Origin of the sequence: Pseudomonas oryzihabitans (assembly GCF_032027545.1) — a bacterium.
Taxonomy (GTDB): Bacteria; Pseudomonadota; Gammaproteobacteria; order Pseudomonadales; family Pseudomonadaceae; genus Chryseomonas; species Chryseomonas oryzihabitans_F.
In genome coordinates this window covers 30,250-43,499 of record NZ_JAVSJB010000002.1, presented here as the reverse complement: position 1 = coordinate 43,499, position 13,250 = coordinate 30,250, and the positions used below count along the sequence as shown (strand labels likewise).

General features: G+C 69.0%; 10 protein-coding genes. 5 read left to right on the top strand and 5 right to left on the bottom strand.

Annotated features, from left to right (window positions below; all coding sequences use genetic code 11):
* Position 1: 1 nt before the first annotated feature.
* The 4 genes from RND78_RS02605 (at position 2) to hutH (ending at position 5,536) form a co-directional block, all read left to right on the top strand.
* Positions 2-2,482, top strand: a complete 2,481-nt coding sequence (locus RND78_RS02605) for a circularly permuted type 2 ATP-grasp protein (RefSeq protein WP_312725838.1) — start codon at positions 2-4, stop codon at positions 2,480-2,482.
* Positions 2,482-3,363 carry a transglutaminase family protein gene (locus RND78_RS02600; RefSeq protein ID WP_312725836.1) on the top strand — a complete coding sequence of 294 codons (882 nt, stop codon included), beginning with the start codon at positions 2,482-2,484 and terminating at the stop codon, positions 3,361-3,363. Before RND78_RS02605 ends, RND78_RS02600 begins: the two co-directional genes overlap by 1 nt.
* Positions 3,364-3,390: 27 nt before the next feature.
* Positions 3,391-3,741: a hypothetical protein gene (locus RND78_RS02595; RefSeq protein ID WP_312725835.1), complete on the top strand. Its 351-nt coding sequence runs from the start codon at positions 3,391-3,393 to the stop codon at positions 3,739-3,741.
* A gap of 262 nt (positions 3,742-4,003) precedes the next feature.
* Positions 4,004-5,536, top strand: a complete 1,533-nt coding sequence (hutH, locus tag RND78_RS02590) for a histidine ammonia-lyase (protein WP_312725833.1) — start codon at positions 4,004-4,006, stop codon at positions 5,534-5,536.
* Between the two features lie 141 nt (positions 5,537-5,677).
* Here the strand turns inward: hutH and RND78_RS02585 are convergent, their stop codons facing one another.
* From RND78_RS02585 to cobF, 4 genes are all read right to left on the bottom strand, one after another.
* Positions 5,678-6,286: an FMN-dependent NADH-azoreductase gene (locus tag RND78_RS02585; protein WP_312725831.1), complete on the bottom strand. Its 609-nt coding sequence runs from the start codon at positions 6,284-6,286 to the stop codon at positions 5,678-5,680.
* Between the two features lie 243 nt (positions 6,287-6,529).
* Positions 6,530-7,909: a PepSY-associated TM helix domain-containing protein gene (locus RND78_RS02580; RefSeq protein ID WP_312725829.1), complete on the bottom strand. Its 1,380-nt coding sequence runs from the start codon at positions 7,907-7,909 to the stop codon at positions 6,530-6,532.
* Between the two features lie 90 nt (positions 7,910-7,999).
* On the bottom strand, positions 8,000-8,410 hold the full coding sequence (locus RND78_RS02575; RefSeq protein ID WP_312725826.1) for a hypothetical protein: 411 nt from the start codon (positions 8,408-8,410) through the stop codon (positions 8,000-8,002).
* 149 nt (positions 8,411-8,559) lie between these two features.
* Positions 8,560-9,321, bottom strand: a complete 762-nt coding sequence (cobF, locus tag RND78_RS02570) for a precorrin-6A synthase (deacetylating) (RefSeq protein WP_312725825.1) — start codon at positions 9,319-9,321, stop codon at positions 8,560-8,562.
* 125 nt (positions 9,322-9,446) lie between these two features.
* On the opposite strand from cobF, the gene RND78_RS02565 reads away from it, so the two are divergent.
* Entirely contained in the window at positions 9,447-10,637 is a 1,191-nt protein-coding gene (locus tag RND78_RS02565) for an MFS transporter (protein WP_312725824.1), read from the top strand.
* Here the strand turns inward: RND78_RS02565 and RND78_RS02560 are convergent.
* Complete coding sequence (locus RND78_RS02560) at positions 10,634-13,246, bottom strand: excinuclease ABC subunit UvrA (protein ID WP_312725822.1); 2,613 nt, start codon at positions 13,244-13,246, stop codon at positions 10,634-10,636. The genes RND78_RS02565 and RND78_RS02560 overlap by 4 nt on opposite strands.
* Between the last annotated feature and the right edge of the window lie 4 nt (positions 13,247-13,250).

Sequence of the window (13,250 nt, the reverse complement as noted above, 5' to 3'; positions counted from 1 at the left end):
CATGCACCCAACCCCCCCACCTGCCGCCCGCGAGGCGGCCGGCAGTTTCAACGAACTCTGGGACCCTCGCGGTGGCGTGCGCCCGACCTGGCGGCGCTTCTACGGGCACCTGGCCGGGCTGCGGCCGGCCCAATTGGACCAGCGCCAGGCGCTGATCGCCCGGCAGATCCAGGAAAACGGCGTGACCTACAACGTCTACGCCGATCCCAAGGGCAGCGACCGTCCCTGGGCGCTGGACCTGCTGCCGCAACTGATCTCGGCGGAGGAATGGGCGCCGCTGGCCGCCGGGGTGGCGCAGCGGGCCCGCTTGCTCAATCGGGTGCTGAGCGATCTCTATGGCGAACAGCGGCTGCTGCGCGAGGGCCTGCTGCCGCCGGAGCTGGTGTTCGGCCACAACAACTTCCTCTGGGCCTGCCAGGGCATGCGCCCGCCGGGCGATACCTGGCTGCACGTCTACGCCGTGGACCTGGCGCGGGCGCCGGATGGCCGCTGGTGGGTGCTGGCGGACCGCACCCAGGCCCCCTCCGGCGCCGGCTACGCCCTGGAAAACCGTCACATCGTCGCGCGCGCCTTTCCCGAGTTGCACCGCGACCTGCAGGTCCAGCCACTCAACGGCTACTTCCAGGCCCTGCAGCGCACCCTCAGTGCCGGCCTGGACACCGGCGACGAGGCACCGCTGGCGGTGCTGCTCACTCCGGGGCGCTACAACGAGACCTATTTCGAGCACCTCTACCAGGCGCGGCAACTGGGCTTCCCGCTGGTGGAAGGCCAGGATCTCACGGTGCGTGATGCCTGCCTGTACCTCAAGACCCTGAGCGGCCTGAGACGCGTCCACGCGGTGTTCCGTCGCCTGGACGACGACTTCTGCGATCCGCTGGAGCTGCGTACCGACTCGGCCCTGGGCGTGCCCGGGCTGCTGGAAGCGGTGCGCCAGGGCAACGTCATCATGGCCAACGCCCTGGGCAGCGGCCTGCTGGAGTCGCCTGGCCTGCTGGGTTTCCTGCCCGGCGTCTGCCAGGCGCTGCTGGGCGAGACCCTGGCACTGCCGGCGGTCGCCACCTGGTGGTGCGGCGAGACGCCGGTGCGGGAAGAGGCCCTGGCCCGCCTCGGTGAACTGGTGATCAAGCCGGCCTATCCGTCCCAGCGCTTCGAGCCGGTATTCGGCAAGGCCCTGGATGCCGAGGAGCACGCCGCCCTGCGCGAGCGCATCGAGGCGCGGCCCCATGCCTACGTCGCCCAGGAGCGCATCCAGCTCTCCCGGGCGCCGGTCTGGCAGGGCGGCAGCCTGCAGTCCCGGGCCATCGGCATGCGCGTCTATGCCGTGGCCAGCGAAGATGGCTACTGGGTGATGCCCGGCGGCCTGACCCGGGTCGCCCACGAGGGCGCCGAGGTGGTGTCCATGCAGCGTGGTGGTTCGAGCAAGGACACCTGGGTGCTGGGCGGCAGTCGCAGCGCGGCCGAGGTGCCAGCACCACGGATGCTGGGGGTGCGCGACCTGGTGCGCAAGGATCCCTTCCTGCCCTCGCGCACCGCCGAGAATTTGTTCTGGTACGGGCGCTACAGCGAGCGCTGCGAAGATGCCGCGCGCCTGCTGCGCATCGTGCTCAGCCGCTACCTGGATGCCGATGACCAGGGCCCGGCGGTGCAGGCCGCCATCGAACTGGCCATGGCCCTGGAGTTGCTGCCGGAGGAGGGCACCCTCGCCGAGCAGTTGCATGCGGCGCTTGGCCCGGGCGACTTCCCCAGCGGTCTCGGTGCCAACCTGCAACGTCTGCATTGGGCCGCGGCCCAGGTACGCGGGCGGTTGTCGCCGGAGAACTGGCGCGCCGTCCGCGAGGTGGAGCGCGAGGCGCGTGGCCTGGGCCAGGTGGGCAGCGAGCCGGGCGAAGCCCTGCAGAGCCTCAACCGCCTGGTGATGGCCCTGGCGGCGGTGGCCGGCTTCACCTTCGACGACATGACCCACGACGAGAGCTGGCGCTTCCTGATGATCGGCCGGCGCATCGAGCGGGTGCAGTTCCTCGCCGGTAGCCTGGCGCAATTCCTCGAAGGCGGCGCCACCTGGGATGCGGCGGGGCTCGAGTGGCTGCTGGAACTGGGCAACAGCATCATCACCTACCGATCGCGCTACCAGGCGGCGCCGCAGCTCATCCCGGTGCTGGACCTGCTGATGCTGCACGAGCACAACCCCTATTCGATCCGCTTTCAACTGCATGCGCTGATCAACGCCGTGGAACACCTGGAACGCTACTTCGGCCTGGCGCGTGATCCCGCGCTGAACGACGCCTACGATCGCCTGCGCCGGTTCGACCTCGGCACCCTGGAAAACACCCTGTTCGGCGACGTCGGCCGGGTCGAGGTCCAGCAGGGCCTGGCGCGGCTGCTACGGCAGATCGCCGAGGCCAGCGGGCAGCTCTCCGAACGGGTCATCTATCGCTGTTTCGCCCATGTCGACGTCGTGAGCCAGCGCACGGTGTCCATGTGATGAAGCAGGTTCGCTATCGCATCCAGCACGATACCCACTACCGCTACGAGGCGCCGGTGTCGCTCTCGCAGCAACTGCTGCACCTGCTGCCGCGTGATTGCGCCTGGCAGCGCTGCCTGTCGCAGCAACTGGCGATCCTGCCGGCACCGACCCAGCGCCAGGAGGCCTGGGACGCCTTCGGCAATCCGCTGACCCGGCTGTCCTTCGAGCGCCCGCACGACGAACTCTACGTGGGCACCGACCTGGAGGTGGAGGTGGATTCCCGCGCCGGATGGGTGTTGGAAGACTCGCCCGCCTGGGAAGAGGTACGCGAGGGCCTGCGCTATCCGGCGGCCACCGTGGCGCTGGACGTCCACCATTTCCGCTTCGAATCGCCGGCGGTGCCCATCGACCGCATCTTCGCCCGCTTCGCGGCGGACTGCTTCCCGCCTGGTCAGCCCTTGCTGCTGGGCTGCCGGGCGCTGATGGAGAAGATCCACCGCGAATTCCGCTTCGACGCCACCGCCACCCAGGTGGCGACGCCGCTGCGCGAGGTGCTGGAGCATCGGCATGGGGTCTGCCAGGACTTCGCCCACCTGATGCTGGCCTGCCTGCGCGGCCTGGGCCTGGTGGCCCGCTATGTCAGCGGCTACCTGTTGACCCAACCGCCGCCCGGCAAGCCGCGGCTGATCGGCGCCGATGCCTCCCATGCCTGGGTCAGCGTGCATTGCCCGGTGCTGGGCTGGGTCGACTTCGACCCCACCAACGACGTCCTGCCCGATGTCGAGCACATCACCCTGGCCTGGGGGCGCGATTTCACCGACGTCTCGCCACTGCGCGGGGTGATCCTCGGCGGCGGTGACCATGATCCGGTGGTGGAGGTGACGGTGACGCCGTTGTAATTGCACCTTTTGGAACGGATTCCATTCATGAAGAACGACCGCTGGTTGAACTTCCCGCTTGGCCCCTCACGCTCCTCTTATTTCGGTTCGACGGCCGTCCATGTCCTGTTGCTGTCTGCCGTGATCGGGCGCCCCCAGACGCCGGAGGCCTGGCTTTACCTGCTGCTCATCGGCTTGCCACTGACCTGGCTGGTGCTGGGCAATCTGGTCGGCCTGGACGACGGGAAGCGCCGTTGTCGCTATAGCTTCGCCCCTCTGCTGGTCCTCGCCGTGGGGGTAGTTCTGGTGTGGGCGATCTTCAGGGCGGAGATTCTGGTCCGGCCGGCCTCGAGCTGGCTGTGGCGGCAGGGACTGCTCTGGCATTCCGCCTTCAGCTGACGTCCTGTCTATACAAATTCCGTGTAGCGACGCCGTCCCGCCTGATCCGGCCGCACGCTCAGACGGCCTGTTATCCCAAAGGAAGTTGAATTTCTCCTAACAGCATCATGCTTGACGATCCATCCGCTCTCGATTACATGTATATACATTAATCGGGGCTCGGCATGTCCTGGTTGTCCCCACCTGCTCTGGCCCCATGTCACCTGTTTGGCGGTCTGCAGACCTGGCGCACGCTGCTTATGATCGACATTGGAGTCCTTGCATGAATACCCTCACCCTGCAGCCCGGCCACCTGACCCTGGCCCAGCTCCGCGAGATTCATCGCCAGCCCGTCACCCTGGTGCTGGCCGAGAGCGCCGCGGCGGCCATCGACGCCAGCGTCGGCTGTGTCGAGCGCATCCTCGCCGAGGGCCGCACTGCCTATGGCATCAACACCGGGTTCGGCCTGCTGGCTTCGACCCGCATCGCCCCCCATGACCTGGAGAAGCTGCAGCGCTCCCTGGTGCTGTCCCACGCCGCCGGTATCGGCGAGCCGCTGGACGACGCCCTGGTGCGGCTGATCCTCTGGCTCAAGGTCAACAGCCTGGCGCGCGGCTTCTCCGGCATCCGCCGCCAGGTGATCGACGTCCTGGTGGCACTGATCAACGCCGAGGTCTATCCGCACATCCCGCTCAAGGGGTCGGTGGGCGCCTCCGGTGACCTGGCGCCTCTGGCCCATCTGTCGCTGGTACTGCTGGGCGAGGGCAAGGCGCGCCATCGTGGCCAGTGGCTGCCGGCCAGCGAGGCCCTGGCGGTCGCCGGCCTTGCGCCCCTGACCCTGGCGGCCAAGGAGGGCCTGGCGCTGCTCAACGGCACCCAGGTGTCCACCGCCTACGCCCTGCGTGGCCTGTTCGAGGCCGAGGATCTCTATGCCGCCGCCACCGTCTGCGGCGGTCTCAGCGTGGAGGCCATGCTTGGTTCTCGCGCGCCCTTCGATGCGCGCATCCATGCCGCCCGTGGCCAGCGCGGCCAGATCGACGCCGCCGCGGCTTATCGGGCGCTGCTCACCGAGACCAGCGAGATCGCCCAGTCCCACGCCAACTGCGACAAGGTGCAGGACCCGTACTCGCTGCGCTGCCAGCCCCAGGTGATGGGCGCCTGCCTGACCCAGTTGCGCCAGGCCGCCGAGGTACTGGCGGTGGAAGCCAATGCCGTCTCCGACAATCCCCTGGTGTTCGCCGAGGAATTCGAGGTGATTTCCGGCGGCAACTTCCACGCCGAGCCGGTGGCCATGGCCGCCGACAACCTGGCCTTGGCCCTGGCCGAGATCGGTGCCCTGTCCGAACGGCGCATCTCGCTGATGATGGACCGGCACATGTCCCAGCTACCACCCTTCCTGGTGGAGAACGGCGGAGTCAATTCCGGCTTCATGATCGCCCAGGTCACCGCCGCGGCCCTGGCCAGCGACAACAAGGCCCTGGCCCACCCGGCCAGCGTCGACAGCCTGCCCACCTCGGCCAACCAGGAGGACCATGTGTCCATGGCACCCAACGCCGGCAAGCGGCTCTGGGCCATGGCCGACAACGTGCGCGGCATCCTCGCCATCGAATGGCTGGGGGCCTGCCAGGGCCTGGACTTCCGCACCGGGCTCAAGACCACGCCGGTGCTGGAGCGGGCTCGTGGCCTGCTGCGCGCCGCGGTGCCCTACTACCAGGAGGACCGCTTCTTCGCGCCGGACATCGAGCGTGCGGTGGACCTGCTGGCGGGCGGCTGCCTGAACGAGCTGGTGCCGGCGCAGTTGTTGCCCAGTCTCTGATCGTGCGGCAGTCCGGCAGGTACGCTCCCGGCCCTCTCCCGCCGGGGGAGGGCCGGGGTGAGGGTGGCTCCAGTTCGGCGATGGCTGTTGGGCTTCGCTAGGCTCAGCCCCACCTACGGGACGTAACGACGAAGCGAGGGCTCAGAGCTTGTCCACCAGCGCCACGGCGTCGCGGCTGGCCTGCTCGCGCGAGGCCTGGTCGACCTCGGGCCCGAACAGGGTCTTCTCCAGCACCACGGTGTGCACGCGGTCGATGCCGACCATCTCGCACCAGGTGCGCAGATAGGATTCCTGGTGCGCCTGGCGATCCAGGGCCGCACCGCGAGCGGCGATCACCAGCGCCTGGCGGCCACCGAGCAGGCCGTTGAGGCCGCGCTCGTCGAAGGTGAACAGCAGGTCCTTCTGGCTGACCACGTCGAACAGCTGCTTGAGCTTGTAGGGAATGCCGAAATTCCAGCAGGGTACGCCGAACAGCAGCACGTCGGCAGCCTTGAAGCGCTGCGCGAGTTGCTTGGCGACCGTCCAGGCATGCTCCTGTTCGGCGCTCAAGGACTGGCCCTGGATGCCGGCGTACTTGGCCTCGAGGATGGGGCCGTCGAATTCCGGCAGGTCGCAATGCCAGACGTCGAGGGTATCGACCTCGCCATCCGGATGCTTGCCTTGCCAGCCCTGGATGAAGGCATTGGCGACTTCCAGGGAGGCGGAGCGATCCTGGCGGGGCGAACCTATCACGTGCAGCAGACGGGGCATGGGCAGATCCTTTGGGTGATGGGGATTGCGATAACTATAAGCGCCTCGTCAGAGTGCGCCAGCCAAGAACGGGGTATGCCGATGGATGGTCTGGGGAAGGTCTGGAGCAGGCGAGATGCCGCGCGCGTTGTAGGGTGGACAACGGCGCAGCCTTGTCCACGCGTCCGGCATGGCACAGGTGGAAAACGCTGCGCGGTTTTCCACGCTACGGGCCCTCACCCCAGCCCTTGCCTCCTTTCCACCTCAAGCCGAACCGGCCTCTGTGCGCAGGGCCGGACCGCGCAGGCCGAGCAGGGCGTCTACCAGCAGGAAGACCAGCAGACTACCGCCCAGTACCGGCAAGCACAGGCCGAGCGCCAGGACCACGACCGGCACCAGCATCCGCGACAGCGGTGGCAGCCGGCGCCAGAGGGCGAGCAGGCCGGGTTGCGCCGGATCGCGGGTGGGACGGCGCCGCCACCAGAGCAGATAGCCCCAGACCGTCATCGCCAGCAGGCCAAGGGCGATGGCCACCAGGACCAGCTGGTTGGCCAGGCCGAAGAGCACGCCCATGTGAGCGTCGATGCCCCAGCGGGTCAGCTTGGCCGGCAAGGAGTATTGGGCGAAATGCACCTGGTCGACCACGCGCAGATCCTGGGGATCGATGGACACGGCGTCCACCTGGGTCGGCCAGCGGCGGTCGATCTCGGCTACCGTCCAGGCCTTGTCGGCGCTGCGGGCCGGGCGGATTTCCACCTTGCCGGCGTCGATCCCCGCCGCTCGTGCGGTCGCCAACACCCGGTCGAAGGTGGCCGGGTCCAGGGGCGCGGCCAGGGCGGCGGGCAGGGCGCCCTGGCCGTGGTGGCCGGCGTGTTCGTCGTGGCTCATGGCTGGCATGGCGGTGCTGCCCAGGGCGGTCTTCACGCTGGGGGTGGACCAGCCATAGTGGGCACGCAGGACGCCGATATTGTCGCCAGCGAAGCGTGACCAGGTCAGGCCGGTGGCGGACAGGAACAACAGCCCACCCAGCAGCCAGAGCCCGGTACTGGCATGCAGGCCGCGCAAGCCCCGCGCTGGGCGGCGCTGGCGGCGGCGTACCAGCCAGAGCGTCAGCCCACCCAGAGCAGCGATCCATAGCCAGGAGGCGGCCAGTTCGCTGTAGAGCCGGCCGAAGTCACCCAGTAGCAGGCTGCGGTGGAACTGATCAATGGCGGTACGCAGGGGCAGGATGCCGCTGGTGCCGTACACCGCCATATCACCGCGGATGGCGCCGGTGACCGGGTCGATGAACAGTGCGCGATGGGTCGACTCGCCCAGGGAGGGGTCGTTGAACATCACCCGGGTGGTATCGCCCGCGGCCGGCGCCGGCCGTACCGCGCCCAGGGTCAGGGTCGGGCCGGCCACCGCCTGGGCGGCGCGGATCTGTTCGGCCAGTGGCAGGGGTTCACCGCGACTGGGGGTATGCAAGGCCTCGGCGTAGAGGCGGGCTTCCAGTTGCGGGGTGAGGGCGTAGAGCAGGCCGCTGGCGGCGGCCACCAGCAGGAAGGGCCCGACGAACAGGCCGATCAGGAAGTGCAGCCGCGCCAGCAGCTGCAACAGCGGCCCCGGTGCCTGGACGGCCGGAGCGGAGGGGTGCGAAGTCATGACGGTCACCACGGAGCGACACGCGGCCGACAGCGGGTCGCGTGCAGGATTACGGAAAAAGGAGGACAGCAGCTTTCCGCGACCGGGGTGTCAGGGTGCCTGGGGATGGAGGGTGGAGCGGCTCGCGCGGGGCGGTGGCGGCAGGGCGCCGCGATAGCGGCGGCGATGAGGATCGCCGGGCCTGAGCAGCCACTGCAGGACGATAGAGGCCAGGGTGACCAGCAGCAGGGTGGCGGCGAAGACGCAATCGCTGGTAGGTGAGAGGCTCGTCACGCTGCCGCCCGGCAGCCTGGCGTGCATGCCGGCCATGTCCACCTGGGCGTGCAGGGGCTGCGCGTCGTGATGGTGATGAGCGTGCGCCGCGCTGGCCGCCGGAAGCAGCGGCTGGGTGAAGCGGGCGAGCATCTGGCCATGCCCCAGCGCGCAGACGAGTCCGTTCAACAGGATGCAGGCAAGCAGCATCCAGGCGAGCGAGGTGCGCGGGGAACGGACGGTTTTCATGGCTGTGGACTGTATCATCGCCGCCGCGGGCGCACAGCCCGACGGGATGGATACCGTCACCGCCTGCGCCGAAATGTCGCGTCCCGCTCGCCGGAGAGAACTGCAGGCGATGCCGTTTGGCCGACGCGCAGCAGCCTTTGGAAAGGCTCTCAGGCGTCCGCCGGCCCCCGGCAGAGCAGATAGGTATCCATGATCCAGCCGTGCTCTTCGCGCGCGGCGCTGCGCACCCGATGGATCTCCTCGGCCACCTCCACCAGGCGCCCGGCGATGAGGATCTCGTCCGCCGTGCCCACGTAGGCGCCCCAGTAGATATACAGCTGCGGATCGTCCAGCTGGCGGTAGGCCTCGTGCGCGTCGAGCATCACCACCAGGCTGTCCAGGTGCTCGGGGAAGCGCTGCAGGCGGCGGCCCGGGGTGATCTCCAGGGCCTGGCCGATGCGATTGAGCGCTACCCGATGGCGCGCGGCCAGGGCCTGGACGCTGGAGATGCCGGGGATCACCTCGTAGTCGAAGTCCAGCCGGCCCTCGCGCTTGATCGCCGCCAGGATGCGCAGGGTGCTGTCGTACAGCGCCGGATCGCCCCAGACCAGGAAGGCGCCGCAGTCGTCCTCGCCCAGCTCCTCCTCGATCATCTGCGCCATTAGGGCCTGCTTGGCGGCGTTGAGGTCGTCCACCGCCTGGCGGTAGTCACCCTCGCGGCGACGCTCGGGAATGGGCGCGGTGACGAAGCGATAGCTCGGCTCTTGGATGTGCCGGGCGCAGATCGTTTCGCGCAGATGGATCAGGCTGTCCTTTTCCGTGCCCTTGTCGAACAGGAAGAAGGTACTGGCGCGATTGAGGGCGGCGATGGCCTGGAGGGTGAGGTAGTCGGGATCGCCGGCGCCGATGCCGATGACCAGCAGGGTTTTCATGAGTTGGCCTCGATGGAAAGAGCAGCGCCCAGTGTAACCAGGGATGTCGCTTTGGTAGAGCCGTGCACAATCGCCATGCTAGGTTCGGGCGGTTTGCCTGCCACGGTACTGGGAGCGTCTTGGGGATGATGGGAAGCTGGCGACGGATACCCCGTGGGGTCTGGATACTGGGCGGGGTGAGCCTGTTCATGGACCTCTCCTCGGAGATGATCCACAGCCTGTTGCCGCTGTTCCTGGCCACCGGCCTGGGCCTGAGCGTGCTCTATATCGGCATCCTCGAGGGAGTGGCCGAGGCGACGGCGCTCATCACCAAGATCTTTTCCGGGGTCCTGAGCGACTACCTGGGCAAGCGCAAGGGCCTGGCGGTGCTGGGCTACGGCCTGGGCGCCCTGAGCAAGCCGCTGTTCGCCCTGGCCAGCGGTGCCGGCCTGGTGTTCGGCGCGCGCTTCATGGATCGCATCGGCAAGGGCATCCGCGGGGCGCCGCGCGATGCCCTGGTGGCCGACGTCACGCCGCCGGAGATCCGTGGCGCCGCCTATGGCCTGCGCCAGTCGCTGGATACCCTCGGCGCCTTCCTCGGACCGTTGCTGGCGGTAGGACTGATGCTGCTCTGGGCCAACGACTTCCGCGCGGTGTTCTGGGTGGCGGTGATCCCGGCCTTCATCGCCATAGCGCTGCTGGTCTTCGGGCTTGACGAGCCCAAGGCAGCCATCGTCCAGCCGCGCCGCAATCCGCTCACTCGCAGCCAGTTGCGCAAGCTGCCGCCGGCCTTCTGGCAGGTGGCGCTGCTTGGCGCGGTCTTCACCCTGGCACGCTTCAGCGAAGCCTTCCTGGTGCTCAAGGCCGAGCAACTGGGCGTGCCCCTGGCCTTGGTGCCGCTGGTGATGGTGGGCATGCACCTGGTGTTTTCGCTGTCGGCCTATCCGCTGGGGGCGCTGTCCGATCGGGTCAGCCATCGCACCTTGCTGGCCTGGGGACTGGTCCTCTTGATCGCCGCCGACCTGGTACTGGCCTGGACCGGCAACTGGGCAGGCCTGGCCCTGGGCATCCTGCTCTGGGGCTTGCACATGGGCATGACCCAGGGCCTGCTCGCCGCCATGGTCGCCAAGACCGCCCCGGCCGAGTTGCGTGGTACCGCCTTCGGCCTGTTCAACCTGGTGAGCGGCATCGCCCTGCTGCTGGCCAGCACCATCGCCGGGGCGCTCTGGCACTTCCTCGGTTCCGCCGCCACCTTCCAGTTCGGCGCCCTGGCGGCTGGTCTATCGCTGCTGGTGCTGGCGGCCTGCCGGCGGAGTGTGGCGCCGGCGGTCGGCTAGTCGAACAAGGGCCGTAGATAGGGCGCCGTGGGGCTGGCAGGGTCGTCCGCCACCCTGCGCGGCGTACCGCAGGCGACGATGCGGCCGCCCGCGGTGCCGGCGCCGGGGCCGATGTCGATCAGCCAGTCGCTGCCGGCCACCACCTGCAGGTTGTGCTCCACCAGCACCACCGTGTTGCCTTCGTCGACCAGGCCGTGCAGCTGGCGCATCAGGCGCTCCACGTCGGCCGGGTGCAGGCCGGTGGTGGGTTCGTCCAGCACATAGAGGGTGGTGCCGCGGCTGGTGCGTTGCAGTTCGGTGGCCAGCTTGATGCGCTGGGCCTCGCCGCCGGAGAGTTCGGTGGCCGGCTGGCCGAGCCGCAGATAGCCCAGGCCGATGTCGGCCAGTACCCGCAGCGCGCGCGCCACCGTGGCTTCCCCGGCGAAGAAGGCCAGGGCCTCGTCCACCGTCATGCCCAAGACCTCGGCGATGGTCTTGCCCTGCCAGCGCACCTCCAGGGTCTCGGGATTGTAGCGGGCGCCCTGGCAGGTGGGGCAGGCGGCATAGACGCTGGGCATGAACAGCAATTCGACGCTGACGAAGCCTTCGCCCTCGCAGGTCGGGCAGCGGCCCTTGGCGACGTTGAAGGAAAAGCGCCCGGCATCGAAGCCTCTTTCCTGGGCCTCGGGGGTAGCGGCGAACAGCTTGCGTACCCCGTCGAACAGCCCGGTGTAGGTGGCCAGGTTGGAACGCGGCGTACGGCCGATGGGTTTCTGGTCCACCGGCACCAGGCGGCGAATGCCACCGAGGCCGCCGACTACCTGGCCGGTGGTGGCAGGCAGGGCGTCGGCATCCAGTTCCGTTGCCTCGTCACTGTCCTCGGCGGCGCGCTGGCCCAGCTCGGCGCCGACCAGTTCCAGCAGCGCCTGGCTGGCCAGACTGGACTTGCCCGAGCCGGAGACACCGGTCACCGCGGTCAGGCAGCCCAGCGGAAAGGCGGCGTCCAGGCCCTGGAGGTTATTGCGGGTGACCCCGGCCAGCCGCAGCCAACCCCGGGGCTCGCGGGGTGGCCGGGTTTCGCGCTGCGGTGCGGCGAACAGATAGCGCGCCGTCACCGATTCCTTGACCTCGGCGAGGCCGGCGGGCGGACCGCTGTAGAGCACCCGACCACCGCTTTCGCCTGCGGCGGGACCGACGTCCACCAGCCAGTCGGCACGCTTCATGGTGGCGAGGTCGTGCTCCACCACGAACAGCGAGTTGCCCTGGGCCTTGAGGCCGTCGAGGGCTTCCAGCAGCGCCTCTCCATCGGCGGGATGCAGGCCGGCTGAGGGTTCGTCCAGCACATAGACCACGCCGAACAGCTGGGACACCAGCTGGGTGGCCAGTCGCAGCCGCTGCAACTCACCGGAGGAGAGGGTGGTGGTGCTGCGTTCCAGCGCCAGGTAGCCGAGGCCCAGGCGGGTCAGGGTCTGCAGCCGTTCCAGCAATTCGCTGGCCATGCGCTGGGCGGCCAGGCGTTTTTCCGGGGACAGATCGGGGGTGCGGCGCACGTCCGGCGCGCCGGCGTGGTCGCTGCCACCGGCGGCCTTGCGCCGGGCGCGATCCTGCTGGCCGGCCTTGGCGTCCAGCACTTCCGCGTCCTTGGTCTCGTCGAAGTCGCCGGCAGCGACCCGGCGCAGCAGCACGCTCAGGTCGTCCAGTGGCAGGCGCGACAGCTCGCCGATGTCCAGGCCGGCGAAGGTCACCGAGAGCGCCGCCCGGGTCAGGCGCTTGCCGTGGCACAGTGGGCAGGTCTGGCCGATCATGAAGCGCGCCGCGCGCTGCTTCATCTTGGCGCTCTGGGAGTTGGCGAAGGTGTGCAGCACATGGCGCCGCGCCCCGGTGTAGGTGCCCTGGTAGCTGGGCTCGGCCTTGCGCTTGAGCGCGGCGCGGGTCTGCTCGGGGGTGAGGCCGGCATAGACCGGTACGGTGGGCTGCTCCTCGGTGAAGAGGATCCAGTCGCGTTGCTTCTGGGGCAGGTCGCGCCAGGGGATATCGACGTCGTAGCCCAGGGTCACCAGGATATCCCTCAGGTTCTGCCCGCCCCAGGCGGTGGGCCAGGCGGCGATGGCGCGCTGGCGGATGGTCAGCGACGGGTCCGGCACCATGGAGGCCTCGGTTACCTCGTAGACCCGGCCCAGGCCGTGACACTCGGGGCAGGCGCCCTGGGGCGTGTTGGGCGAGAAGTCCTCGGCATAGAGCATCGGCTGGTCGGCCGGATAGCGGCCGGCGCGGGAATAGAGCATCCGCACCAGGCTGGACAGTCCGGTCACGCTGCCCATGGACGAGCGACTGCTTGGCTGGCCGCGTTGCTGCTGCAGGGCCACCGCCGGCGGCAGGCCCTCGATGGCCTCCACCTGGGGCACCCCCACCTGGTCGATCAACCGTCGGGCATAGGGCGCCACCGATTCGAAGTAGCGCCGCTGGGCCTCGGCGTAGAGGGTACCGAAGGCCAGCGACGACTTGCCCGAGCCGGACACCCCGGTGAACACCACCAGGGCATCGCGGGGGATGTCCACGTCGACATTCTTCAGGTTGTGCTCGCGGGCACCGCGGACGGAGACGAAACCGGGACGGGGGGAGGAGGGCATGAGC